Genomic DNA, 24,495 nt, shown 5'->3' with positions numbered 1-24,495 from the left:
CGGAAGGAGTCACGGTGCAGGCGACAGTCTACCTGGCGGAGCGGGTCTGGACGTTGGATGCGGCGCGGCCACGGGCCCAGGCGCTGGCGGTGCGGGATGGGCGGCTGCTGGCCGTGGGGACTCGCGAAGAAGCGGAGGCTGCCGCGGGCCCGACTGCGCGCCGGGTGGACCTGGGTGCCGCCACCGTGGTGCCGGGCTTGGTGGACGCGCACGCGCACATCCACGGACTGGGCAGGAGCCTGACGACGGTCCGGTTGGAGAAGGCGGGCTCGGTGGATGAGGCCATCCGCCGACTGACCGAGGCGCCCGCCTCCAGCTTCCAGGGAGATTGGTTGCTGGGAAGAGGGTGGGACCAGAACGAGTGGCCCGGTGGCGCCTTCCCGGGCCGCAAGGAGCTGGACGCGCGCTTCCCCTCGACGCCCGTGTTCCTTACCCGGGTGGACCACCACGCGGCCTGGGTGAATGGTGAGGCCCTGCGGCGCGCTGGAATCACCCGCGACACGCCGGACCCGGAGGGAGGCCGCATCCTCAAGGACGCGCACGGCGAGCCCACGGGCGTGCTGGTGGACAACGCCATGGACGTGGTCGCCGCCGCGATGCCTCCGCCTTCCAGGGCGCAGTTGGAGACTCGGCTGCGGGCAGCGCTGACCCGTTGCGCGCAGGTGGGGCTGACTGGCGTGCACGATGCGGGCATGGAGTGGGATGCCTTTCGCGTGCTCCAGGCATGGGACGCCGCGGGCACGTTGCCTCTGCGCGTCTATGCGATGGCGGCGGGCCAGGGGGACGCGCGACACGCGTACCTCGAGCAGGGGCCGTGGCAGGGGCGGATGCTGGCGATGCGCTCGGTGAAGTTCCTGGCCGACGGTGCGCTGGGGAGCCGGGGCGCGGCGCTGCACGACGACTACTGCGATGAGCCAGGGCAACAAGGCTTGCTGTTGCTGCCCCCCGAGGAACTCGCCTCTCGCGCCCAGGCCTTCATGTCCCGGGGCTTCCAGGTATGCATCCACGCCATTGGAGACCGTGCCAATACCTTGGTGCTGGACGTGCTGCTGCGCGGCGCCGAGGCGACGGGCACGCAGTCGCTGCGGCACCGCGTGGAGCACGCGCAGATTCTCCGGCGCGAAGACATCCTCCGCCTGGGAGCCTCCGGGCTGGTGGCGAGCGTACAGCCCACCCATGCGACCAGCGACATGCCGTGGGCGGAGTCCCGGCTGGGTCGCGAGCGGCTCAAGGGCGCCTATGCCTGGCGCAGCCTGCGCGACGCGGGAGCGCACCTGGCGCTGGGCAGTGACTTCCCCATCGAGAATCCGGACGTGCTGGCGGGGTTGTACGCGGCGCGCACGCGGCAGGACGCGGCCGGCTGGCCCGAGGCCGGCTGGATGCCGGAAGAGCGGCTGACGGCGCGCGAGGCGCTGGAGGGCTTCACCACCGGGCCCGCCTGGGCGTCCTTCGACGACGCCCGGCGCGGCAGGCTGGCTCTAGGGATGGACGCCGACTTCGTGGCCCTGTCGGAGGATCCGCTGGAGGGGCCCGCCTCCGCGTTGGTGAAGGCGCAGGTCCTCGCCACCGTGGTCGCGGGCGCGGAGGTGTACCGCGCGCCATCTCTGGCCTGAGCGCGGCGTCTTGGGGCTTACTCGCCGAAGATGTGCGAGCGCGCCGCCTCGGCGATGGTGACGACAGCGGGGTGGCGAATCTTCCGCTCGACAGTGATGGCGTAGAAGCAGGTCTCGATTTCGTCGGTGCGCCCGATGACGGAGCAGTTGAACTGACGCTCCACCTCGGCCTCGATGGCGCTGGGCATGGCGAAGACCCCGTGCCCGCGCTGGCCGAAGGCCTGGAGCAGCGCGCTGTCATCGAAGTCACCCGCGATGACGGGGCGCAGGCCCTTGCGCTCGAACCACAGGTCCATGGAGCGGCGCGCGGAGGACTCGACTGACGGTAGCAGCACGGGCGCGCCATCCAGCGACTGAGGGAAGTTCTCCCTGAGTTCGACCAGCCTCCCCGCCGCGAAGAAGGACACGCCGCACTTGCCGAGCAAGTGATTGAACGAGCGCACGCTCACCGGCTCCGAGCTGGGCGCATCCGCGAGCACCACGTCCAGCTCATGCAGGGCCAGCGAGGCGAGCAGCTGCGGCAAGGGCCCTTCGCGGCAGATGATGCGCAGCGACGGGCCTGCTTCGAGCGCGGGCTTGAGGAGCTGTTCGGCCACCAGCTTGGGGATGACGTCGAGCACGCCGACGTTGAGCCGCAGTTGCTGCCCGGGCGGCAGGCCGGAGACGACGTTCTTCAGCTCGTTCCCCAGGCGGAAGATCTCGTCCGCATAGCGCATCACCGTGCGGCCCACGTCGGTGAGCACCAGCTTGCGGCCCTGGCGCTCGAACAGCTTGTGGCCCAGCGACTCCTCCAGGAGCTTGAGCTGGCTGCTGATGGTGGGCTGCGCCAGGTGCAGCTCCTCGCCTGCCTTGGCGATGCTGCCCGCCCTCGCAACCGTCCAGAAGTACAGGAGGTGATGATAGTTGAGCCAGCTCATAACCATAGAGATAGTCGAAGTGTTGCCGTTAAACTACCTAATTTTCTTATAGAGCCCCAGCCCTTAATTTCCTCTGCGTCGCGCCGCCGTGTGGGCGCGCCCAACCGGAGGAGGGCCATGGAAGCCATCAACCTGAACGTGTCCTTTGAATCCCCTGAGCTCGTGGTTCCGGCTGAGGTCGCTGAAGCGCGCGTCCGTGAGCACCTGAAGTTGGTGCGGCGGTTGGCGTGGAAGTACCGGTGGACCGGCCTGTCGATGGAAGAGCTGGTGGCGGAAGGCAACGTTGGGTTGATGGAAGCCGCGGGACGTTTCGAGGAACGCGGGGTGCCGTTCGCGGCCTATGCCAGCCAGTGGATTCGTGCGCGCATCCGCGCCTACGTGGGCCGCAACTGGAGCATGGCGGGCGGCCGGGCGCCGTGGGTGGTGTTCCAGCTCCGGAGGGAGCGGTCGCGGCTGGAGGCCCGGTGGGGGGAGGGCCACCCGGAGGTGGAGAAGCGTCTGGCCGAGGCCTTGGGGAAGCGGGAGGACGAGGTGGCCCTCGCCATGGAGGCGCTGTCGCGGGACGTGTCGCTGGACGCGCCGGTGTCTCCGGACTCGGAGGCCACGCGGCTGGAGGGGCTGATGGCGGATGCCGACTCGCAGGAGGACCAGGTGGACCGGGCGAAGTGGGCGCGGCGGCTCCGGGCGAGCGTGGACGCGGCCTGGCCGGAGCTGGATGCCCGGGAGCGCGCGCTGGTGGAGGAGCGGATGCTGGCGGAGGACGGAGTGAGCGCGGAGCTGCTGGCGCGCCGTTTCGGGGTGACGGCGGTGCGTATCCGGCAGATCGAACAGGGTCTGCGGGTGAAGCTGCGCCACAGGCTGACGGCCGGTCTCACGTCCTGGGACGGGGAGGCGATGTCCCTGGCTGCCTGACGCCTGCCTGCCCGGGTGGCGGAGAATGCTGTTGACGGAGGAGGGAGGGGCTCGCTATGAAGGCGCCGTTCCGCGCGGTGCCCCATACGCCCAGGTAGCTCAGTCGGTAGAGCAGGGGATTGAAAATCCCCGTGTCGGTGGTTCGATTCCGCCCCTGGGCACTTAGCGGAGATGAAGGCCTCTGGACTCCAAGTCCAGAGGCCTTTGTCGTTTGGGGCGCCGTGCATCGCGGTTCCAGGGTGGCGCTCAGCTCGCGGCCCGGGAATCGCTGGCGCGGGTGGTTCGGCCCTTCCTGTGCGTGACGGAGCGCGCCCTCGGCGGCCCCCCGCGCCTGGACGGAGGCTCACCCGGACCTGGGGGACTCCAGGGCCCACCGGTCTTCATCGTCTCGCCAGACAGCGGCGCCCTGGTAGGTCCAGCCACCGGATGCGGTCTCTTGTGTGAACACGAAGGCTGTTTCACTGGGGTGGTGGTCTGGGACGCGCAGCGCCAGGCGGCCGGGTGAGGTGAAGGCTTGCGCGTCCTTGATGAACAGGAACAGGTGGCCTTCATGGCGCCCCGTTCTGGGTGCCGTGCTCAATCCGAAGTGGGAGCTGAGCTGCTCCTCCGTGAGCGTCGTGCCCCGAGGAGGTGCCAGCCGTTCGGGTGGAATGACCTCGACGACCAGGGCGACGGGAGAGGCCGCTTCACCAGCCTGGAAGGACTCACGCAGGGGATTGTCGGAGCGGAGCAGCCAGTGCCCGTCTTGTCGGACGAGCCGCTTCACCTGGTAGCGGAAGCCTGTGATTGGGTCGGGGACCTGGACGAGGGCCACCCTCCCATCCAGGGGCCCCGCCCCCACGGCTTTCGCGTCGCGCATCACCAGCCAGTCACCATCGCGGATGGGGTGCGGGCCTCCGTCCATGGAATCACCAGACGCGCGCACCGCGAACAGTCCTTCGCCTTGCGCTCGGCTCGGAAGGCGGACCCTCGCCGCTTCCGGGGCCTGGTCGATTGAGATGGGGTGCTCCACGGCGCCCGCAGCCGCGCGCAGGCTGGGAAATGCGACCAGTGTCCCCCAGGGCGCGAGGGGGCTCGGCTCGGCCCGAGCCGGGACCGCGCTCCACCCGTCAGGGCCGAGCGTGAACCGGACGCGAAAGGCCGTGCCCGGCATTCCCGCGGTGGGGCCAAACCATTGGCGCAAGAGGTCCGGCAGTTGATTCTGTTTCGCGCCATCGGGTCGCGCGACGTTGACGGCAATCTTCACGAAGTCGAAATGCCAGCGCGCTCCATCGTCGAGCCGGACCGCGGTCGTTCCCAAGGGCAGGTCCGAGCGCGCACTCCGCTCCGGGAGCTTGAGGATGGGGCCCCGGCTGTTCGAGATGACCCTCGCATCAAAGGCGGAGTCCTGCGCCTGCGCCTGTTGGCGGCGCCGATACTGTGCGAGCCGGTAGTCCACCAGCTCGCGAGTCATGGCCTCGAAGGACTTCTGGGCCGATGGAGCCATGGGAAGGCGAGGAATGAACCGCTCTTCCTCGACGCGGAACCACTTCCCGCCCTTCGTCCACGCCTCAATGGGGTTCGACTTCCAGTACGTGAAGAACCGGGCGGGATTCGGGAGCCGTGGGTCGCCCAGGGCCTTGACCGTTTCGAGGTCCCGGAGCAACTCGGGGGAGCGTTGGAGAATGGCCAGGCATCGCTGGGCAAGCTCAGGCAGCGGCAGCCCCTGTTCCAGGGCATCGGCTTCGAGCAGTGCTTCCAGTACGACCATCTTGAAGCACTGGCTCATGTTCGTGAGCTCGAGCTCCTTGAACCAGTCGCGGCCTTTGTCGAGGGCCCGAGCCTCGTCGTCCGTCAGGTCGCCCTCTGACTTGACGAAATCAAACCACCCCGGGTGCGCCTTGCGCAGCGTCGCGGGTGAGTACCCACGACGGTAGAGCTCTCCGATGGTAGGCCGCAGTCCCCGGGCATCGCGCAGCTCGCGGTAGACACGCTCGACCTCCTGCCCCCCTCCGGAGAGGAAGTGCCGGAGCATCTCCTTGGCTTCGAGCTCCACTTCCACGGTGCAGCCAGCAGGCAGCGCGGGTTGTCGGTCCGAGGTGAGAAAGTCACGCAGGGAGACCGGAGGCTTGCCCACGGCCAGCAGGGTTCGGAGCCGGTCGAGAAACAGCCGGTGATTCCCGACGAAGTCGATGAGGATGACCCGCTCTTTTCCCTCGGCCTTTCGCAGCCCTCGCCCGAGCTGCTGGAGGAACACCACGGGGGATTCCGTGGGGCGCAGCATCACCACGCGGTCGATGCTCGGGACGTCGACGCCTTCGTTGAACAGGTCCACTGCGCAGATGGCATCCAGCGTGCCATTCGCGAGCTGGCGCAGCGACTGGGCACGGTCCGCTGAGCCTGCCCCGGCGTGGACGGCCACGGCGCGAATCCCCTGGCCTCCCAGCCATTGCCGGACGAAGTGGGCATGGGAGATGGAGCAGCAGAACACGAGCGTGCGGCAGGCGGGATGCTTCTGCCACGCACGCCACAGTGTCTGCATGCGTGCTTCGGTCTCAACCGCCTGGGTCAACAGCGCCACGTCGAAGCGGCGGCTCTTCCAGGGGATGTTCTCGTAAGGCACCGTGTCCTTGAGTCCGAAGTATTCGAACGGTGCGAGCAGTCCCTCCTGGATGCCTTCTCCAAGGTCCGAGCGCCAGGCGAGGTGGTCATCGAAGAGGCCGAGCACATCGCCCTCGTCAGCGCGCTCCGGTGTCGCCGTGAGCCCGAGCATGAACGCGGGCTCCACGCAGGCGAGGATGGACCGGTAGCTTGCCGCCGTGGCGTGGTGGACTTCGTCCACGATGACGTAGTCGAACGCGGCCGCGAGGCGGAGCGCCTGAAGGTCTTCTGGCCGCGAGAGCTTCTGCACCGACGCGAAGACCACGTCGCCCGCGAGCTGCGCGCGTTGACCCACGTACCAGCCGAAGCGGAGGTGGTGCTGCTGGCGACGGAACGTCTCCGCTGCCTGGACGAGGAGCTCTTCCCGGTGCGCGAGGAACAGCACGCGGCTCGCTCGCCCCCGCTCCTGGCTGAACTGTTCCACGTCGAGCGCCGCGAGCAGGGTCTTCCCCAGGCCCGTCGCGAGGACGACCAGTGCGCGTTGCCGTCCCTCGCGCCGGCCACGCGCGAGCGCATCGAGCGCCTGACGCTGGAGGCTGTGTGGCTCGCGACGGGGCAAGGGGGCGTCTGGCTCCGTCTCACCTGCTGGGAGATGGAGTCGGGCCGTCGGTGCGCGGCGAGCGTATTGCTCGACCCAGTTCGCGTCCAAGGGGGAGGCCCGGCCCCACCAGCCCTCGAATGCATCCACCACCTCGTTCCAGGCCTGCGGGTCCCGGTCCCGCTCGACGCGCAGGTTCCATTCGACGCCCGTCTTCAGGGCGGCGCGCGAGATGTTGCTCGAGCCGACGTAGGCCACAGCGAGCCCGGTGCCAAGGAAGCGCCAGGACTTCGGGTGGAATGACGTGAGTTGGAGCTTCTCCACCTCCACGACGCGCGCTTCAAAACGGCCACGGCCTGGCTCCGCCTGGAGCGCGGCGTCCTCTTCCATCCAGTCGAGCAGCCGTCGAAGTGCATCCGCCTGGGTGATGGCCAGATAGTCACCTGTGAGGATGCGAACCGTCGCCCCCCGGGTGAGCGCGGCTTCCACGGACTCGCGCAGCAGCTCCAGTCCGCTGTCTTGCACGAAGGCCGCCAGGACCGAAATCTCCACCGCATCCGCGAACAGCGGCTCCAGGTGGTGCAGGAACGGGTCGTCGACGCCTCCCGTGGCCAGGGGCTTGTTTCGCCCGGCGAGGTAGTTGCCCTTGCCTGGAATGACGTGCCGGACTCCGCCGCGAGGGTCGTCCATGTCGCCCTGGAAGCGAGGGATGACGTGCACATGCAGGTGGAGCACCGTCTGGCCGGCCGCCGCGCCCACGTTGATGCCGATGTTGTACCCGTCTGGATGCAGCTCGCCATCCAGCTCGCGTTTCACCTCGTCCACCAGCTCGAAGATGGCGCGCTGTTCCTCGGTCGTGGCATCGAACCAGGTCGCGACCTGCCGCCGGGGAATCACCAGCGTGTGTCCCGGGCTCACCGGGAAGCCATCCCGGATGGCGAAAGCGAACGTGTTGGCCGTGACCCACTGCGATTCAGGGACCGACAGGAACGGGGAGGTCATCGTCACGGGGCGCTGAAGCTACCTGAGCATTCCGTAGCACTTACGGCACAGGGGCTTGTTCTTGCTGGCGGCGAAGTCCATGCCGCAATGGTGGCAATGGTTGTCTTCGTAGGTGGGGTCGCTGTATCGGCGCCAGACGTTGAAGTCGCTGTCGCAGTAGGGCCTCTCCGGGTTGAAGCCGATTGCGTCGCGGCAGCGGATGCAGAATCCCTGCGTGGCGTGCCGGGGGACGGGCGTGGCGCTCCTGCGTCGCGGCTCGGTGGCCGGCTTGAAGGGGACTTCCTTTCGGTGTGGGGTGATTTCGCTCTCGATGAACTCGCTGATTCTCACGTACTCGGCGCGACCGGCTGAGATGCAGATGCCGACTTCAATGCTGTTGTTGAAGGAAGACTCAATGAGGTTGAGCGACGTGATGAGTGCGTGGCGTTCGGAGCAGTAGAGCTTGGCGTGCAGGTCCCTGACGACGAACAGGCGCATGCCCGCTTGCATGAGGCTGACTAGGAGTTCCACGCCTTGCTGTGAGGGGCCCCGTGTGCTCTCGTCACCCTCGCGGATGACCAGGGTCACGGCCACCTCCCGTTCGAGGGCTTGACGAATCTTGCGCTCAATGTCTCGCAGTTTCTCGATGCTGACGTAGGGACTGATCAGCGTGACGTGCTCTTGGGCTTCATCGATGAGGCCGTGAAGTCGGCGGACCGTGTCGACTTTTCCCAAGACCTCAAGCGCATCGGCATCGCGTGAGCGAAAGAAGTTCTCGAACATGGGTGGGCAGGGAATCAGGGGTAACGCACAGCGGCTGGAGACCCGTGGCCGCAGATGCTCTTGGAGTTCCTTGGCATACCAGTAATTCCAGGGCGCGAGAAAGGCGCCCTCGTTTCTCCTCCTTCGCGACGTTGCCCCACGATGCCGGGTGCACGGGCTGCCCGGAGCAGGGTAGAGAGGGAGCCGGAGGAACGAATCACGATGGACGCGAACGCAGTGGCGGAGCTCGAGAAGGCGGGCGTGAAGGTGGACCAGCCCGAGCGCCTGTACGTGGCGGTGGAGTGGGACGCGGACGGCAAGCACGTGCGTCCGGTGGGGGAGCGCGTCCAGATTCGCGCGGGCGAGCAGCTGGCCCATGTGACGCTCAAGCCCATCTCCCAGCTCTTCGTGGGCGACGTGAAGCCCCCCAGCTTCGCCAAGGCGCCGCCGCCGGAGTACCAGCCCTTCTTCCTCCTCATCGAGGCCACCGCCGCCGGCTACTGCCGCGCCGTGCGCAACACCGAGACGGACCAGGAATTCGAGCGGCTCTACCGCCACCTCCTGCGCCGCCCCGACGGCACCGACCGCAACCCGCTCTTCTCGCACCTCCAGGGCGCCGTCCGCCTCTACATGTCCCTGCGCGACGTCAGCCAGGCGGAGTTCGAGGCCGTCATCCAGCGCCTCCACCAGTCCGCCAGGCACTTCCAGACGCACACGGGCAGTATCAACTACTTCCAGGAAGTGCTCCGCGAAGTGCTCGGCGCCTGAGCCGCCGCGTCATCCACCCCTCCTGGTCAACCCAGGAGGGTGGCAACTGGAATATCGTGCGCCGCTGCCCGTTTCCGGGCGCTCTTCCGACAGGAGCACGGATGTTCCGTCAGTCGTTACTCTGGACCTCGTGTCTGGCCCTGCTCGCCGGCCCCGTGGCCTGTGCGCAGACGCAGGGCGGCAAGCCGGTGGCGAAGTCCGCTGTGTCCGCCGCGCCCAGGCTCGGCGCCGGCATCGAGTCCCGCACCCTCAAGAACGGGCTCAAGGTCATCGTCTGGCCCGACCACGACATTCCCAATGTCGTCCTCTACAACTGGTTCCGCGTTGGCAGCCGGAACGAGTACCCCGGTATCACCGGCCTGTCCCACTTCTTCGAGCACATGATGTTCAACGGCGCGAAGAAGTATGGCCCCGGTGAGTTCGACCGCGTCATGGAGGCCAACGGCGGCGCCAACAACGCCTTCACCTCCGAGGACGTCACCGTCTACATGGACTGGTTCCCGCGCTCCGCGCTCGACGTCATCTTCGACCTCGAGGCCGACCGGCTCCAGCACCTGGCCATCGACCCCAAGGTCACCGAGTCCGAGCGCGGCGTCGTGTACTCGGAGCGCCGCTCCGCCATCGACAACGACAACATGGGCGCCCTGATGGAGCAGGTGCAGGCCACCGCCTTCGTGGCGCACCCGTACCAGTTCCCCGTCATCGGGTGGCCGTCCGACATCGAGTCGTGGCGCATCGAGGACCTCCAGCGCTACTACAAGACGTACTACGCGCCCAACAACGCCACGCTCATCTTCACCGGCGCCGTGACGCCCGCGGAAATCTTCGCGCTCGCGGAGAAGTACCTGGAGCCCATCCCCTCCCAGCCCGCGCCGGAGCCCGTCCGCACCAAGGAGCCCGAGCAGCAGGGAGAGCGCCGCATCGTCGTGAAGAAGCAGGCCCAGGCCCCGCTCATCCAACTGGCCTACCACGGCATCTCCGGCAAGGACGCGGACGTGGAAGCGCTCACGCTGCTCCTGAGCATCCTCACCAACGGCGACTCCTCGCGGCTGCACCGCCGCCTCGTCGAGGAGGAGCGCGCCGCCCTCCGCGTCAACACCCACTTCAGCCCGGGCTTCGACCCATCGCTCGTCTGGGTCTACGCGGACTTGCCGCCCGGTGCTGACGTCGCCAAGGTGGAAGGCCTGCTCACCGAGGAGCTGGCCCGCATCGTCAAGGACGGCGTCAGCGACGCCGAGCTCAAGAAGGCGCGCAACATCACCCTGTCCCAGTTCTGGCGCAGCCTGGAGACCAACAACGGCCGAGGCCGCGCGTTGGGCGCCGCGGAGACGTTCCGCGGTGACTACCGCCAGCTCTTCGAAGCGCCCGGCCGCTATGAGCGCGTGACGCGTGACGACGTCCGCAAGGTCGCCGCGCGCATCTTCAACTCGCAGCGCCGCACCGTTGGCTGGCTCGTGCCCGCCGACGCGCAGGCAGCCACCCCCGACTCCCGCAAGGAGGCCTCGCGATGAGCGCCCCCCTCTCCTGGAAGGCCGCGTTCACCACGCTGCTGCTGTCCTCCGTCCCCGCCGCGGCCCAGGGCTCCGCCGCTGCTCCAAAGGCCGCCGCGGCGGCTCCGGCGCAGCAGGGCGTGACGCTCCCCAAGGCCACCACCGTCACGCTGAAGAACGGCGCGAAGCTCCAGCTCGTGGAGCGCAAGGAGCTGCCGCTCGTCTCGTTCAGCGCGTGGGTGCGCGGCGGCGCCCTGGGCGACCCCGCTGGCAAGGAAGGCCTGGCCGCGCTCACCGGCGAGCTGTTGCAGAAGGGGGCCGGCGGCCGTGACGCGCGTCAGTTCGCCGAGGCCGTGGACGGCGTGGGTGGCGAGCTTCAGGTGGCCGCCAACCTGGAGGCCCTGGTCATCAGCGGCCAGTTCATGTCGCGCGACACCGGGCTGATGGTGGAGCTGCTCACCGACATGCTCACGCGCCCGCGCTTCGACGCGAAGGAGCTGGAGAAGGTCCGCGCGCGCAAGGCCTCCGAAATCGCCGCCGCGAAGGATGGCGACCCGCGCATGCTGATTGGCGCGTACTTCCAGGCCTTCCACTTCGCCGGACACCCGTATGGCACGCCCGTCAACGGCAGCGAGGCGTCCCTGCCCGGCCTGTCCCGCGAGGACGTGCTCGCGTACGCTAAGAACCACCTGGGCGCGGACCGGCTCATCCTGTCCGTGGTGGGTGACTTCGACGCGAAGGCGCTCGCGAAGAAGCTGGAGTCCTCGCTCGGCGGCTGGGCGCGCGCCGCCACGCCCGCGCCCACCGTTCCCGCCACCGCCGCCTCCAAGGGCCGGCGCGTGCTGCTGGTGGACAAGCCGGACGCCACCCAGACGTACTTCTGGATTGGCAACACCGGTATCTCCCGCGATGACCCGGACCGGGCCTCGGTGCGGGTCGCGGAGACGGTGTTCGGTGGACGCTTCACCTCGCTGCTCAACACGGAGCTGCGCGTGAAGTCCGGCCTCAGCTACGGCGCCAACTCCGTGTTCATCCGTCATACGCGTCCGGGGCCCGTCATCATCGCCTCGTACACGAAGACGGAGTCCACCGGCCGCGCCATCGACCTGGCGCTGGAGACGCTCGCGGGCTATCGGAAGTCCGGCATGGATGACGCCATGCTCGCCTCCGCGAAGTCGTACGTGCTGGGGCAGTTCCCGCCCACGCTGGAGACCGGGACGCATGTGGCCGGCAAGCTGTCGGAGCTGGCCTTCTACGGCCTGGATGCCAGCGACGTGGATGGTTTCGCCAGCGCCGTCTCCGCGACGACCCGCGAGGGCGTGCACGGCATCATCCAGCGCAAGCTCCCCGCGCCGGAGGACCTCACCTTCGTCCTCATCGGCAAGGCGTCGGACATCCGGGAGGCGGCTCGCAAGTATGGCACCGTCACGGAGATGAAGATTTCCGACAAGCACTTCGCGCCGCCCGCGAAGCGCTGAGACTCGCCGCGCACCGCCGGACCTGGAGGTTGTCGGGCCGGCGGTGCCTTCGGGGCGGAATCCTCTGTCCCGAACGCAGCCCGTCTGGCCGCCCCGCAGGAGATGTCAGAGGCCCTCGGTAGGGTGCTCGGCGCTTCATCCTCCATGGGGGTCATATGCGTTTGCGTCACTGGTCGCTGCTGCTGGTGCCCACCTGTGCTGCCTGGCTTGGCTGTGCGGGTGGCGAACCGGGTTCCGCTTCGGACTTCGGCGACGGACAGTCGCCCGTGAGTACGGACCGTCCCTCGGGCGAGGGAACGGGCACGGACGAGCCGCGGTCCGACGTCAGTGAGCCCGGTGATTCCGACGACGTGGTGTTGGTGACACAGACCACGCGCTTCCACACGGCGGTGGGGGTCGCGGAGCGCCAGGAAGACCTCTCCGCGAATCCTCCTGAAATCTACGTTCCCTCTGGGAACACGTTCAGCGTCGTGTCGGGCTCGGCGTCTCCGGAAGGCTGGCGTTTCACGGGCATCCCGTCCGGTGCGTACTACCTGCGAACGGGCAACAGCTTCGTCGTCACGTCCGCGCGCGCCGTCGACATTGGCAACAACCGGCTGGGCCGTCCGGATACGGTCTACAGTGATTTGTTCTGGTCGCCCGTCCAGGTGAACCTCGTCAACCTGGCGCCATGGGTGCCCTACGGCGGCGTGACGCAGCCGGGCTCGAGCCTGCAGGTCGCGTCCGCACAGGTGGACCTCTACGGGGGCGTGAACGTCTTCGACGAGGTGCTTGAAGGACAGACGCACCTGCTCAGCAACAACGCGGAGGTGTTGGTGAGCAGCGGCTATTCGCTGCCTGTCTTCGAGGCTGGCCGGGGAGACCGTCTGTACGTGAGCCAGCACGGCCAGCTCGACGCGGGGACGCTGCCGGACGGGACCCCGCTGGCATATTCGGCCCTGGTGCGCAGCGTGGAGATGGGGGCGTTCGACTTCGTCCCGGATGGCGTCACCCCCATGCCGCTGACGGGCGTCATGCGCTCCGTTCCGATGACGGAGTTCCCCATCGAGTGGCGCCTGCCGGACTTCACCCGGTACGCGCACGCGGTGCACCCGCTCGCCACGGCCAACTACCCCTCCTTCTTCGTCATGCCCGCGGCCCACGGCCTGAGCGACGGCTGGGTGGGGTACTCGGGGGAGGCGCTGTCCCTGATGTTTCCGCGGGGCACTTCGTTCAACTTCACCCGGCGCTTGTCGTACGGCAACCCGTTCCCATCCTCGTGGGAGATGGTGGGCGGAGCGCAGTACTCATTCCGCGTCCAGGCAGAGGTGCCGGGGGGCTCCGGGCTCTGGGCCTACCTGTCCGGCAACATGTATACCTACGAGCGACTGGATAGCCTCGTCGCAGGGCCCATCCTGCCGCGCGTGTCTCCGCCGCGTGAGCTGACCATTGACGGTCTGCCCGCCAGTGATTCCCGTGAGGTGGGCTCCGCGAGTCCCGTCATCGCGTGGCTGCCTCCCGTGGTGGGTTCACCCGCCGCCTACCGGATTGCCATCTACCGGTTCCGGGAGGATATCCGCACCAGCGTGCTGCATGGCAGTGTGACCGTGCCCGGCTCGCTCACCCAGGTGCGGCTGCCGCCCGGGACGCTGGCGCCAGAGGGCATCTACTACCTGCGTGTCTCGGCCGTGGAGGCTCCGTACTACGAGATGGAGCGCTTCCCGTTCAGCACCGTGGACCGGTTGCCCCAGGCGCGCGCGGACACTCTCAGCTCGTTCTTCACCACGCCGTGAGGCGTGGTCGCTGAACCCGGGGCCCGCTACTTCGCCGTCAGCGCGCGGTAGCGGGTCATGCACTTCTGGAAGCGCTGGTCCACCGAGCGCGCGAACCACGCGGTGGTCAGCTCGCGCTTCAGCTTCGGGCTCTGGAGCGTCACCCGGGGAAGCTGGGCGTAGGACGGCGATTCGCCCGTTTCCCGCTGGTAGACACGTTTCACCGCGCGGAACGTGTCGGTGGACTCGAAGTCCGGCTCCTTCTCCTTGCGCACGTCGCGGCGCACCTGTCGCTCGCTGAGCTCCTCCGGGGCGAAGCGCTGACGGAAGGCGAGCAGCGCCAGCAGCGACTTGCTGTCCTCGCTGCGCGGCTGCCCCTGCTTGTCGTAGAGCTGGAGGTCTCCGTCGGGCGCCAGGGGGTGGCCGGTGAGACGGCTCACCTGTGACTGGAGCGCGGCGTTGCGGGAGGCATAGACGCCCGCGTTGTAGTCCGCGAAGCGGAAGAGGGGCTCGGGGTATGCGGCCTCGTAACCCAGCAGCCGCGCGGTGCCGTAGCGCACGCCGCCGGCGCGGGTGTACATCGACTCGCGCACCTCGGCAGGGTCCGCGTCCTCGCCCGCCTTCTGCATCGCGTAGCGCACGCTCACCTGCATGGAGCCGGCGGTCGTGACGGGGTTGAACTCGTGCAGGTTCCCCGAAGCGAAGACGCCGCTGGCGAAGTCCACGACCTTGAAGGTGCTCGGGAATTCGTTCTCGTAGTACGCGAGCATGTCGCGGAAGAGTCGGTCCAGGTCGCGCTCGGTGCGCAGCGCGCGCAGCCGTTCGTCGAACGTCTTCTTGCTGCCCTTCGCCCGGCCTTCCAGCACCGACGCCAGGACCTTGCGGCCCAGGGGGCCCAGCTTGTTCGCGTGCTCCTCCAGGCGCGCGCGGACCATCTTTGGAAGCCCCGCGACAGCCGGGTCGACCTTGTAGCCGGACTCCTGTTCGATGACGGCCAGCACCGAGCACACCGCGGGCGGTGACGGAGCAAGCTCCTCCACCTCCAGCGCGGCCAGCACGTCGCGCGCCCAACCCTCGCGGTCCTGGAGCTGCGGCGGCATCAGCTTCGCGACCTGTGACGCGGAGAGCCGGGGCGGTGGTGGAATGGACGGCTGGGCCGAGCCTGCTCCGCGCGGCGCGCATGCGGTCATCGAGCCCAGTGCCACCAGCATGCCCAGCCAGGCGCGGCCACGGGGCGGGGACCCCGCCGGGTGCGGTCGCGCATCGGTTGTTTCGTGGGCACCGGGGCCCGAGTCGCGGCGGGGCGCCTGCGTCCAGGTGGGCTTCGCAGTGAGTGTCACCCATAGGCCGCGCCACGCACGGCGCCAGCCGGACGTGTGGGACCGCGGTGGAATGGGCTCCTGCATGCGCTCGCCTCCGAGGCTTGGGCCCCGATATCTCAGGAGGCGCGCGGCGCTGGCGAAAGCCATGGGCTCTTGCGCTTGCCCGGTGCGCGGACGAGCGAACGGGCTTCAGGCGGTGATGACGCCGGGCAGGGCCTCCCTGTTGGCAGGCCCTACCACGGCGCGGCTGGTCTCAGCGGCGGATCTGCACGTCGCGCGCGACGGTGCGGCCACCCATGAGGACGAACTGCGCACGCACAGGCGTGCCTTCCCGCAGCTGACGCAGCGGCACCTTCCGCCCCTGCCGCAGGCCACGGCTGCGCGGGTCCAGCTCCAACTCGTAGACGCCACCCTCCCGGTCCTTCACGATGAGGGTGTTCTGCTTCACCCGCGTGACGCGCCCGTTCACGGAGCTGGAGGCGATGATGACGTCCTCCAGGGGCGCATTGCCCGAGCCGCCCTGGCCCGTCTCCACCGTCGCGTCTTGCGCCGCGCGCGCCGCGCCCAGGTACCAATCCTCATCCTCCCGGGCCTGGACCGCCTCGGAGCCAATCATCACCCGGCTCGCGGTCGCCTGCGGCTGCGTCCGCGGCGCGGAGGACTCCGCCACTGGAGCCGGAGCGCGCACGGGTGCGCCCTCCAGTGGAGCCACGGACGTGTCGCTCAGGGCCGTGGGCGCTCGCGCCGGGGTGTTCATCCGGGGCGCTTGTTCCTGTACCGCCATCGCGGGCTGGAGCGCCGCGGGCTCTGTCGAGCCCTTCACCGCCATCACGGGCTCGCGTTCAATGGCCCTGGCCGTCATGTCCGCTTCCACGCCGCTGGGCGCGACCGCCGCCGCCCGAGGCTCCCGCTCACGGCAGCCCGTCGTCAACGCGAAGAGTCCCAGCATTCCCACCCACGCCCATCCTCTTCCCATCCTGTGCCCCTCGAGTTCCCACGCGTTCCGTTTCGCGGCTTCCAATGCAAGCTGTGTGCGCCGGCCCCTCAGTGGGAGCCGTGCGTTGGAAATCCGCGATGACGATTGGACACTCGTCACGCCGCCAGCGCGCGGGCCACGGCCTTCACGTGTGAGCGCACCAGTTCGCGCGCGCCCATCAGCTCCGTGGCGTCCTTCGGCGCATAGCCCAGGCACAGCACCACGTCGTCTTCCGGCGACGCGCGCACGCCCAGCTTCACGTAGTCCACGGTGCGCGGCACGGGCTCGCCATCGGCGTCCCGGTTGAAGCGGCCGAACACCGTGGCGTTCGTGCCCCGTCGCGGCGCCGTCTCCTTCAGGGCGAACATCCGCCGTATCGCGGCGAGCGCCTCCGGCTGCTCCATCAGCACTTCCGGACGCGCGGGCCCGGCCAGCTCCCACTCCAACAGGCGCAGGCAGCCGCGGACGAACTCCACGTCGGTGATGACCAGCCCGTAGAGGTACCAGTCCGCGCAGGCCACCTGCACCAGCCTCGCCTGGGCGTCCGTCAGCCAACCGAACGAGGGACAGGTGAACGTCTCACAGACGGACGAGCGGTACACGCCGCAGTCCCGCAGGTCCGTCCCGCCCGTCACCAGGGGGTGGGCCAGGCAGCCTACCTGCTTGCGCTCGTTGTCCAGGAAGCCCAGCAGCGGACATACCCGCACGGCGGAGAACATGGGCTCGGCGCGCCGGGCCGCCAGCAGCTCACGGGCGGCTTCCTGCCACGCAGAGGCTTCCCAGGGCACGCGGCGCAGGCGCTCCGTCTGCATGGAGAGCTGCTCCGCCACGGCCAGGCGGGAATGGTCCCGGAAGTTGTAGAGGCCGCAGCAGGCTCCGCACGACGCGCCTCCACCGGGCTGGCACAGGTGGAAAGAAACAGTCACGCTTTACATCTTACGAGCTCCAACGATTCATGCAGGAGAATCGTCGGAGGCGTCGTCTCAGAACCATTCCGGGCGCATGCGCGCGTAGGAGTCCTCTCCTGTCCGGCACAGCCGGGCGAGCAGTGGCGCTCGGGGCAGCTCCACCGCGAACCAGTACTGCGCCGCGGCCAGCTTGCCCTCGTAGAAGTCGGCGTCCGGGGCGCCGCGCCCCAGCGCCTCCTTCGCCGCCGCGGCCTGGGCCAGCCAGCGCCAGGCCACCGCGAGCACGCTGAACAGCTCCAGGAAGTCCGCGCTGTGCCGCAGCATCAACTCCACCTCGCCGGACATGCCCCGCGCGCCCAGCTCCGTCACCACGGTGGTGGTCTCCGCAAGGGCCTGTTCGAGCGCTTCGCCCCACTCCGGCGTCACGCCCGCCGCGCGTGCTCGCGCCACCGTGGTGCCCACTTCCTCCGCGAAGGACTGGAGCGCCGCGCCGCCTCCGGCCACCACCTTGCGCCCCAGCAAATCCAGGCCCTGGATGCCGGTGGTGCCCTCGTGGATGCTGTTGAGCTTCTGGTCTCTCAACCAGGCCTCGGGCAGGTACTCGCTGGAGTAGCCGTAGCCGCCATGCACCTGCACCGCGAGCGCATTGGCCTCGAAGCCGCGCTCGGCGGGGAACGACTTGGCCACGGGCGTCAGCAGGTCCACCAGCAGGCCCGCGCGCTGGCGCGTGGCTTCGTCCTGGCCATGTCCCGCGAGGTCCGCCTGGTACGACGCGGCGAGCAGCAACGACAGGCCCCCTTCGACGATGGCCTTCTGCCGCAGCAGCATCCGCCGCACATCCGCGTGTTCGATGATGGGCGTCTGAGGCCGCGTGGCGTCGCGCACGCCAGCGGGCCGGCCCTGGGGGCGCTCACGCGCGTAGGCCACGGCCTCGTGGTACGCCACCGTCGCGGTGGCCACCCCGTTCATGCCCACCATGATGCGCGCCTCGTTCATCATCTGGAACATGCACGCCAGACCCCGGCCGGGAGGCCCCACCAGCCAGCCGTGGCAGTCGCCCGACTCGCCATAGTTGAGGGCCAGGCTGGGGATGCCCTTCCAGCCAATCTTGTGGATGACGCCCGCCACGCGAACGTCGTTGTCCACCAGCGTTCCGCCCTCCGGCCGCCGCGAGGGCACCGCGAAGAGGGAGATGCCCCGCGTGCCGCCCTCCGCGCCTTCGATGCGCGCCAGCGTCAGGTGCACCACGTTCTCGCTGAAGTCCTGGTCCGCGCCGCTGATGAAGATTTTCGAACCCTGGATGCGCCAGCTGCCGTCCGGCGCGGGCGTCGCGCGGGTCCGCACGTCCGCGAGGCTGCTGCCCGCCTGCGGCTCGGTGAGGGCCATGGTGCCCGTCCATTCGCCCCGGTACATCGGTTCCATGAACGTCGCCTTCACCTCCGGCGTGCCGAACACCTCCAGCAGGTGCGCCGCGCCCAGCGTCAGGCCCAGCCAGGCGTAGACGCTCAGGTTGGCCGCCATGAGATAGGCGGTGGACACCGCGTGCACGGTGAGCGGCAGCTGCTGGCCGCCGACGTCGGGTGGGCGTGTGGCGGTGAGCAGGCCCAGCTCCACCAGACGCGGGTACAGCTCGCGCATCAGCGGGTGGACGTGGACGCGCCCGTCGCGGAAGGACGGGGGCTGGGCGTCCATGTCGCGGTAGGTGGGGTAGAGCACCTCGCGCGCGAAGCGACGCGTGCTGTCCAGCAGCAGGGTGAAGGTGTCGCGGGAGTGCTCCGCGAACGTGGGCAGGGCACACAGCGACGTGGCATCCAGCACCTCGTAGAGCTGGAAGTCCACGTCGCGGTCCGACAGCAGCGGATTGGGGCGGGGCGCGGTCGTCATGCCCCGGTGTTAACAGGCGCGTCAGTAGGACGCGAAGGCAGACTCGAAATCGAGGTCGTCGTCCGGAGCGTCGTCCCGGAGGTCGCGCACCGCGTCGGGCCGGGCGGTCCACTCGTCCGGTGGACTGTCGTCACCCACCAGCGGCAGGACGGACACGCCGAGCAGCGCCATGGTCAGGGCCGTCTCCATGGACTCCATCAGCGGCTCCTGGGAGCGGTGCCACCAGCGATGGTGCCCCCGCTTCCGCCGACGCAGCCGCTCCAGACAGGAAGGGCCCAGCACCTGGATGCCGGCGCCGCCCAATGCGGTGAGCGACAGCCCACAGGCCATGGAGGACACGCCATGCGGCCGTCCCCGATAGGGGCGCAGCGGTGCATGTGTGTCCAGGGGACGGGACGTCGCCGGCGGGGCCGCCAGGGGCCGCGCGGATGCACGCGTGCCCCCCCGCACGCGCCACGGCGCGGGACGAACTCGACGGGGAGATGGGCTCCACATGGGGGTGTCACGCTCCTCACGCGGCCTATCCCTCTCAGGCGATATCCGCTTGCGGAAGGTGGTGTCCCTCCCCCGAACCCGCCATGTGGGAGTTGCTCGTTCCCTGGCCGGAGGGTGGCAGTGCGGCAAAGACAAAGAGGGCCCGCCTGCCCGCCTGCTGATTCCCAGCCGCTCCGCGTACAGCGGGCGGACGCCGATGCCAACGTCCTCCATCGTCTCTTATCGCGTCGAGGTGACAGGCTTTGGCGGCTGTGTGCCATGGCTCCCTCGTTTGATGTCTTTGTATGGGAGGATTCTGGAGCTGTTTGCCATGGCGGGCGATGGGTCTGTCTGATTTGTCCGTGTCATGACAGGCATCTACGACCGTGGGGCATTGACACGGGCCGCTGAGGTGCCCGCCTCCCTGGCCGCCCGGCGTGGGACTCACCCCGCCCGGGGACTGTCGGCTGTTGAAAAGCCGTCTCCCGCCAGGAGGGTGGGGCCCGTGCGGGCTGTTAAGGTCGGGTGCCTTCCATGACGCACCCCCTCCGTAGTCCTCCGGCTGCGGCCCCGGAATCCCAGCGCCCGGTGCCGGCGCTTCCTGGCGTAGACGCCTTGCAGTTGCTCTTCGAGAGCATCCCCCAGCTCATCTGGGTCACCCGCGCGGACGGCCACCCCGAGTACTACAACGCCCGTTGGTACGCCTACACGGGGCTCACCCCCGAGCAGTCACTGGGGGCGGGCTGGCGGTTGGCGTTCCACCCCGATGACCTGGAGGTGGCGGGCCGGCGCTGGGCGGATTCCCTGCGCACCGGTGAACCCTATGAGGTGGAGTACCGCTGCCGCCGGCATGACGGCGTGTGGCGCTGGCACCTGGGACGGGCGCACCCGGTGCGCGACGACAGCGGACGCATCGTCAAGTGGTTCGGCACCTGCACGGACATCGAGGAGCAGAAGCGCGCCGCGGAGTCCCTGCGCGTGCTGGCCGAGGCGGGCGCGCTGCTGTCGTCGTCCTCGCTGGATTACGAGGCCACGCTCGCGGCGCTGACGCGGCTGGTGGTGCCGTCGCTGGCGGATTGGTGCGCCATCGAAATCGCCTACGAGGATGGCTCCACGCGCCAGGTGAGCGTGGCCCACGTGGACCCGGAGAAGGTGCGCTACGCGGAGGAGCTGCGCGTGCGCTACCCGCCGCGCCATGAAGACCCCTCCGGCGTGTTGTCCGTCATCCGCACGGGGACGCCGATGGTGCTCAATGATGTCCCGGACGCGCTGCTGGTGGCCGGGGCCCGTGACGCGGAGCACCTGCGCATCTTGCGGCAGCTGGGGCTGCGCTCCGCCATGATGGTGCCGCTGACCGCGCGAGGCCGCACCATTGGCGCGCTGTCGCTGGTGCACGCGGAGTCAGGCCGGCGCTTCGCCCAGGCGGACCTCCTGCTCGCCACGCAGTTGGCCGAGCGCGCTGCGGTGGCGCTGGACAACGCCCGGCTCATCAAGGACGCGCGGCGGATGGAGCTGCGCTTCCGCTCGCTGGTCACCGCCTCCACCCAGGCCGTCTGGGTGACGCGCCCCGACGGCGACATCGAGGAGGACAGCCCTTCCTGGCGCGCCTTCACCGGACGGACGTATGCGCAGTGGCGGGGACTCGAGTGGCTTTCGGCCGTGCACCCGGAGGACCGGGACAGGGCGGCGCGGAGCTGGTTCGCCGCGGTGGAGCAGCGCCGCCCCTATGACACGGAGTACCGCCTGTCCCGTCCGGACGGGCACTACACCCCCGTGCGCGTGCGCGCGGTGCCGGTGCTCAATCCGGACGGCGGCGTGCGCGAATGGGTGGGCACCACCACGGACATCTCCGCCCAGCGCCAGGTGGAGGACGCCGCCCGCCGTCTGGAACGTGAGGCGGCCGCACGCAGGCTGGAAGCGCTGCGCGCGGAGGTGAGCCTCGCCCTGGCTCGCGAGGACGCCTTGCCGGAGATTCTCCAGGACTGCGCTGACGCCCTGGTGACGCACCTGGAGGCGCAGACGGCGCGGCTGTGGCTGTACTCGCGCGACAGCCACACCTTGGAGCTGGCGGGAAACGCGGGCCCCACCGCGCCGCCGCGCGACAAGTGGATGCGGGTCCGGGTGGACGGCCCCAGCATGGTGAGCGAGGTGGCCCGCCTGCGCACCCAGCTCCGCGTGGACGACCTGACCCACGACACGCGCGTCCTGGACCGCGCCTGGTTGGAGGAGGCGGGCGTGCGCGCGTTCTCGGGCATGCCGCTGATGGTGCGTGGGCAACTGGTGGGGGTGCTCGGCGTCTATTGCAGGGAGCCGCTGGGCGAGGACGCGGCGGCCGCGCTGGCGGCGGTGTCGGATGCCATCGCCCAGGGCGTGGAGCGCCGCCGCGCCGAGGAGGGGTCGCAGCAGCGCGCCCAGGAGCTGGCGCGCTCCAACGAAGAGCTCCAGCAGTTCGCCTACGTGGCCTCGCACGACTTGCAGGAGCCGCTGCGCATGGTGGCCAGCTACACCCAACTGCTGGGCCGGCGCTACAAGGGCAAGCTGGACGCGGACGCGGACGAGTTCATCCACTACGCGGTGGATGGCGTGAACCGCATGCAGCGGCTCATCCAGGACCTGCTGACCTATTCGCGGGTGGGCACGCAGGGCCGGGGCATCCGCCCATGCGACGCGGGACGGGCGCTGGAGCGGGCGACCGCGAACCTGCAGGCGGCCATCCAGGAGACACATGCTTCGGTGGAGCACGGCCCGCTGCCGGCGGTGCTCGCGGACGAGACGCAGCTCACGCAGCTGTTCCAGAACCTGGTGGGCAACGCGCTCAAGTTCCACGGCGCCGCGCCGCCCCGGGTGCGAGTGCGCGCCGAGCCGCGGGGAGAAGAGGTCCGCTTCACCGTGCGCGACTGGGGCATTGGCATCGCCCCCGAGTACTTCGAGCGCATCTTCGTCATCTTCCAGCGGCTCCACGGCAAGGCGGAGTACCCGGGCACGGGGATTGGCCTGGCCATCTGCAAGAAAATCGTCGAGCGCCATGGTGGCCGCATCGGCGTGGAGTCCCAGCCAGGTGAAGGCACGGCCTTCTGGTTCACGCTGCCCGCCGCACCGTCCCATCCGGAGTCTTGAGACATGCGTCCCGACGTGACTGGCAGCCCGATTGAAATCCTCCTGGTGGAGGACAACCCCGGCGACGTGCGGTTGACCATTGAGGCCCTCAAGGAGGGGAAGGTGCGCAACCGCCTGTCGGTGGCGCGCGACGGCGTGGAGGCGCTGGCCTTCCTGCGACGCCAGGGCGCGTATGCGGACGCCGCCCAGCCCGACCTCATCCTGCTGGACCTCAACCTGCCCCGGAAGGATGGGCGCGAGGTGCTGGCGGAAATCAAGGTCGACCCGGCCTTGCGCCGCATCCCAGTGGTGGTGCTCACCACGTCGAAGGCGGAAGAGGACATCCTGCGCACCTACGACCTGCACGCGAACTGCTACATCGCCAAGCCGGTGGACCTGGAGCAGTTCATTTCCGTCGTGCGCTCCATTGACGACTTCTGGTTGTCCGTCGTCCGGCTGCCCCCCAGACCCGAGGCGCCATGAGCGACTGGAGCATGGATGGGCGCCCCCTGCGCCTGTTGCTGGTGGAGGACAACGCGGGCGACGCGCGGCTGCTCCAGGAGGAGCTGAAGGAGATTGCCACCGCGCGCTTCGACGTCCTCCACGTGGAGCGGCTGGCGGACGCGGTGCGCGTGCTGGGCGGCGCGGGCGTGGACGCGGTGCTGTTGGACTTGTCGCTGCCGGACGGGCAGGGGCTGGCCAACATCCCCCTGCTGCTCAACGCCGCGCCGTCGGTGCCGCTGGTGGTGCTCACCGGCACGGACGACGAGCAGCTCGCGGTGCAGGCGGTGCACGAGGGCGCGCAGGACTACCTGGTGAAGGGGCAGGTGACGGGGCCGCTGCTGGTGCGGGCGCTGCGCTACGCCATCGAGCGCAAGCGGGTGGAGGAGGGGCTCAAGCGCGAGGAAGCGGCGCGGCAGACGGCGGTGTTCCGCGAGCAGTTCCTGGGCGTCCTCGGGCATGACCTGCGCAACCCGTTGCAGGCCATCTCCGGCAACGCGGCCCTGCTGCTGCGCTACGGCGGGCTGGCGGAGCCGCAGCGCAAGGCCGTCAACCGCATCTCCATCTCCGCGGACCGGATGGCGCGGATGATCAACGACTTGCTGGACTTCACGCGCACCCGGCTGGGCGGCGGCTACCCGCTGACGCGCGCCCGGGTGAACCTGCACGAAGTGTTGCGGCAGGTGGTGGAGGAGCTGGAGGTGGCGCACCCCATGCGCCGCTTCGAGCTGGCCCTGTCCGGAAATGGCTGGGGCGAATGGGACGCGGACCGCATCGCCCAGGCGGCCTCCAACCTGGTGGGCAACGCCGTGCAGTATTCGCCCGAGGACACGTCCGTCAGCGTGTCCGTGCGCGATGTGGAGGGCGGCGTCCGGATGGAGGTGCACAACTGGGGGTTGCCCATTCCCCAGGAGCGGCTGCCTCACATCTTCGACCCCTTCGTGCGCGCGCAGGACATGCGCAGCGCGCAGCGCAACGGGCTGGGGTTGGGGCTCTACATCACCCACGAAATCGTGCGGGCCCACGGCGGCCTGGTGCAGGTGACGTCCACGCCGGAAGAGGGCACGCGCTTCTGGCTGTGTCTGCCTCGCTTCGAGAAGCCAGACATGCTTCCGCGTTAGCCGCCTGTCTGCTGGGCGGGCGGACGTCCCTGCCTGGGACGTCCGGGGAAGCAGCGCCGTGAACGGCGGGACGACACATCTTTTCAGGGTGAAGGCAACGTGGCCGTGCTCGCCTCCGTGGCGCGCGGCCCCAGCAAGCGAGGGTCAGCTCATGGAAATCCTTGGCGCCACCATCCTGGGAGTCGTCATCTTCTCCGTCCTCATCATGGGCGTGATTCTGGGCGGAGCCATGGGGAACAAGCAGGAGCGCAACCTGCGCGAGATTACCGAGCGACAGCAGGCCGCTGGCATCACGGGCGACGTCACGATGAACGACAACGCCTTTGCTTGCCCATCGGACCGGACCGTTCACGCGTAGGGTGG

General features: G+C 69.2%; 18 protein-coding genes and 1 tRNA gene. 11 read left to right on the top strand and 8 right to left on the bottom strand.

The window, feature by feature from the left end; genetic code table 11:
* Positions 1-14: 14 nt before the first annotated feature.
* The gene (locus BLU09_RS04230; protein ID WP_373284037.1) at positions 15-1,613 is read left to right on the top strand and encodes an amidohydrolase; all 1,599 of its coding nucleotides are present in this window, start codon (positions 15-17) and stop codon (positions 1,611-1,613) included.
* Between the two features lie 17 nt (positions 1,614-1,630).
* Here BLU09_RS04230 and nhaR read toward each other — a convergent pair whose 3' ends face one another.
* Entirely contained in the window at positions 1,631-2,530 is a 900-nt protein-coding gene (gene nhaR, locus BLU09_RS04225; RefSeq protein WP_090485731.1) for a transcriptional activator NhaR, read from the bottom strand.
* Positions 2,531-2,647: 117 nt separating this feature from the next.
* Here nhaR and BLU09_RS04220 point away from each other — a divergent pair, with 117 nt between their 5' ends.
* Entirely contained in the window at positions 2,648-3,442 is a 795-nt protein-coding gene (locus BLU09_RS04220; RefSeq protein ID WP_026113872.1) for a sigma-70 family RNA polymerase sigma factor, read from the top strand.
* 88 nt (positions 3,443-3,530) lie between these two features.
* Positions 3,531-3,603 (top strand) — tRNA-Phe (locus BLU09_RS04215).
* 182 nt (positions 3,604-3,785) lie between these two features.
* On the opposite strand, the gene BLU09_RS04210 is transcribed toward BLU09_RS04215, so the two are convergent.
* Together BLU09_RS04210 and BLU09_RS04205 are read right to left on the bottom strand one after the other, a co-directional pair.
* The gene (locus BLU09_RS04210) at positions 3,786-7,622 is read right to left on the bottom strand and encodes a DEAD/DEAH box helicase family protein (protein WP_244171468.1); all 3,837 of its coding nucleotides are present in this window, start codon (positions 7,620-7,622) and stop codon (positions 3,786-3,788) included.
* A gap of 18 nt (positions 7,623-7,640) precedes the next feature.
* Positions 7,641-8,384 (bottom strand): phospholipase D family protein, encoded by a 744-nt coding sequence (locus tag BLU09_RS04205; protein ID WP_090485722.1) that lies wholly within the window; start codon positions 8,382-8,384, stop codon positions 7,641-7,643.
* Between the two features lie 201 nt (positions 8,385-8,585).
* On the opposite strand from BLU09_RS04205, the gene BLU09_RS04200 reads away from it, so the two are divergent.
* The 4 genes from BLU09_RS04200 (at position 8,586) to BLU09_RS04185 (ending at position 13,871) form a co-directional block, all read left to right on the top strand.
* Complete coding sequence (locus tag BLU09_RS04200; RefSeq protein WP_186817903.1) at positions 8,586-9,131, top strand: hypothetical protein; 546 nt, start codon at positions 8,586-8,588, stop codon at positions 9,129-9,131.
* Positions 9,132-9,232: 101 nt separating this feature from the next.
* Positions 9,233-10,642, top strand: coding sequence for a M16 family metallopeptidase (locus tag BLU09_RS04195; RefSeq protein ID WP_186817902.1), 1,410 nt, complete (start codon positions 9,233-9,235; stop codon positions 10,640-10,642).
* A complete protein-coding gene (locus BLU09_RS04190) occupies positions 10,639-12,099 on the top strand; it encodes a M16 family metallopeptidase (protein ID WP_090485712.1) in 1,461 nt (486 codons plus the stop codon). Before BLU09_RS04195 ends, BLU09_RS04190 begins: the two co-directional genes overlap by 4 nt.
* A gap of 155 nt (positions 12,100-12,254) precedes the next feature.
* Complete coding sequence (locus tag BLU09_RS04185; protein WP_090485709.1) at positions 12,255-13,871, top strand: hypothetical protein; 1,617 nt, start codon at positions 12,255-12,257, stop codon at positions 13,869-13,871.
* Positions 13,872-13,897: 26 nt separating this feature from the next.
* Here the strand turns inward: BLU09_RS04185 and BLU09_RS04180 are convergent, their stop codons facing one another.
* The 5 genes from BLU09_RS04180 to BLU09_RS04160 all read right to left on the bottom strand — a co-directional run bounded on the left by BLU09_RS04180 (position 13,898) and on the right by BLU09_RS04160 (position 19,270).
* Entirely contained in the window at positions 13,898-15,040 is a 1,143-nt protein-coding gene (locus BLU09_RS04180; protein WP_373284036.1) for a DUF1615 family protein, read from the bottom strand.
* A 385-nt stretch (positions 15,041-15,425) separates the two neighbouring features.
* On the bottom strand, positions 15,426-16,121 hold the full coding sequence (locus BLU09_RS04175; protein WP_244171398.1) for a hypothetical protein: 696 nt from the start codon (positions 16,119-16,121) through the stop codon (positions 15,426-15,428).
* Between the two features lie 143 nt (positions 16,122-16,264).
* Complete coding sequence (locus tag BLU09_RS04170; protein ID WP_090485701.1) at positions 16,265-17,074, bottom strand: hypothetical protein; 810 nt, start codon at positions 17,072-17,074, stop codon at positions 16,265-16,267.
* Positions 17,075-17,131: 57 nt separating this feature from the next.
* The gene (locus BLU09_RS04165) at positions 17,132-18,940 is read right to left on the bottom strand and encodes an acyl-CoA dehydrogenase (RefSeq protein ID WP_090485698.1); all 1,809 of its coding nucleotides are present in this window, start codon (positions 18,938-18,940) and stop codon (positions 17,132-17,134) included.
* Positions 18,941-18,961: 21 nt separating this feature from the next.
* Positions 18,962-19,270, bottom strand: coding sequence for a hypothetical protein (locus BLU09_RS04160; RefSeq protein WP_090485694.1), 309 nt, complete (start codon positions 19,268-19,270; stop codon positions 18,962-18,964).
* Positions 19,271-20,002: 732 nt separating this feature from the next.
* Here BLU09_RS04160 and BLU09_RS04155 point away from each other — a divergent pair.
* The 4 genes from BLU09_RS04155 (at position 20,003) to BLU09_RS04140 (ending at position 24,490) form a co-directional block, all read left to right on the top strand.
* Entirely contained in the window at positions 20,003-22,531 is a 2,529-nt protein-coding gene (locus tag BLU09_RS04155; protein WP_244171397.1) for a PAS domain-containing protein, read from the top strand.
* A 3-nt stretch (positions 22,532-22,534) separates the two neighbouring features.
* Positions 22,535-22,993: a response regulator gene (locus BLU09_RS04150; RefSeq protein ID WP_090485691.1), complete on the top strand. Its 459-nt coding sequence runs from the start codon at positions 22,535-22,537 to the stop codon at positions 22,991-22,993.
* An 11-nt stretch (positions 22,994-23,004) separates the two neighbouring features.
* The gene (locus BLU09_RS04145) at positions 23,005-24,132 is read left to right on the top strand and encodes a hybrid sensor histidine kinase/response regulator (protein ID WP_090487005.1); all 1,128 of its coding nucleotides are present in this window, start codon (positions 23,005-23,007) and stop codon (positions 24,130-24,132) included.
* 151 nt (positions 24,133-24,283) lie between these two features.
* The gene (locus BLU09_RS04140) at positions 24,284-24,490 is read left to right on the top strand and encodes a hypothetical protein (RefSeq protein WP_090485688.1); all 207 of its coding nucleotides are present in this window, start codon (positions 24,284-24,286) and stop codon (positions 24,488-24,490) included.
* Positions 24,491-24,495: the final 5 nt, after the last annotated feature.

Origin of the sequence: Myxococcus virescens (genome assembly GCF_900101905.1) — a bacterium.
Classification (GTDB): Bacteria; Myxococcota; Myxococcia; order Myxococcales; family Myxococcaceae; genus Myxococcus; species Myxococcus virescens.
The sequence above is the reverse complement of the archived record's forward strand: the minus strand, read 5'-3'. Positions and strand labels throughout refer to the sequence as shown.

Excerpts from the sequence above, each read along its gene's own strand:
- BLU09_RS04140 (WP_090485688.1), top strand. The coding sequence starts at position 24,284 with ATGGAAATCCTTGGCGCCACCATCCTGGGAGTCGTCATCTTCTCCGTC.
- BLU09_RS04165 (WP_090485698.1), bottom strand. The coding sequence starts at position 18,940 with ATGACGACCGCGCCCCGCCCCAATCCGCTGCTGTCGGACCGCGACGTG.
- BLU09_RS04220 (WP_026113872.1), top strand. The coding sequence starts at position 2,648 with ATGGAAGCCATCAACCTGAACGTGTCCTTTGAATCCCCTGAGCTCGTG.
- BLU09_RS04150 (WP_090485691.1), top strand. The coding sequence starts at position 22,535 with ATGCGTCCCGACGTGACTGGCAGCCCGATTGAAATCCTCCTGGTGGAG.
- BLU09_RS04180 (WP_373284036.1), bottom strand. The coding sequence starts at position 15,040 with ATGACCGCATGCGCGCCGCGCGGAGCAGGCTCGGCCCAGCCGTCCATT.
- nhaR (WP_090485731.1), bottom strand. The coding sequence starts at position 2,530 with ATGAGCTGGCTCAACTATCATCACCTCCTGTACTTCTGGACGGTTGCG.
- BLU09_RS04145 (WP_090487005.1), top strand. The coding sequence starts at position 23,005 with ATGGATGGGCGCCCCCTGCGCCTGTTGCTGGTGGAGGACAACGCGGGC.
- BLU09_RS04175 (WP_244171398.1), bottom strand. The coding sequence starts at position 16,121 with ATGCTGGGACTCTTCGCGTTGACGACGGGCTGCCGTGAGCGGGAGCCT.
- BLU09_RS04205 (WP_090485722.1), bottom strand. The coding sequence starts at position 8,384 with ATGTTCGAGAACTTCTTTCGCTCACGCGATGCCGATGCGCTTGAGGTC.
- BLU09_RS04195 (WP_186817902.1), top strand. The coding sequence starts at position 9,233 with ATGTTCCGTCAGTCGTTACTCTGGACCTCGTGTCTGGCCCTGCTCGCC.
- BLU09_RS04200 (WP_186817903.1), top strand. The coding sequence starts at position 8,586 with ATGGACGCGAACGCAGTGGCGGAGCTCGAGAAGGCGGGCGTGAAGGTG.
- BLU09_RS04210 (WP_244171468.1), bottom strand. The coding sequence starts at position 7,622 with ATGACCTCCCCGTTCCTGTCGGTCCCTGAATCGCAGTGGGTCACGGCC.
- BLU09_RS04160 (WP_090485694.1), bottom strand. The coding sequence starts at position 19,270 with ATGGCCTGTGGGCTGTCGCTCACCGCATTGGGCGGCGCCGGCATCCAG.
- BLU09_RS04185 (WP_090485709.1), top strand. The coding sequence starts at position 12,255 with ATGCGTTTGCGTCACTGGTCGCTGCTGCTGGTGCCCACCTGTGCTGCC.
- BLU09_RS04190 (WP_090485712.1), top strand. The coding sequence starts at position 10,639 with ATGAGCGCCCCCCTCTCCTGGAAGGCCGCGTTCACCACGCTGCTGCTG.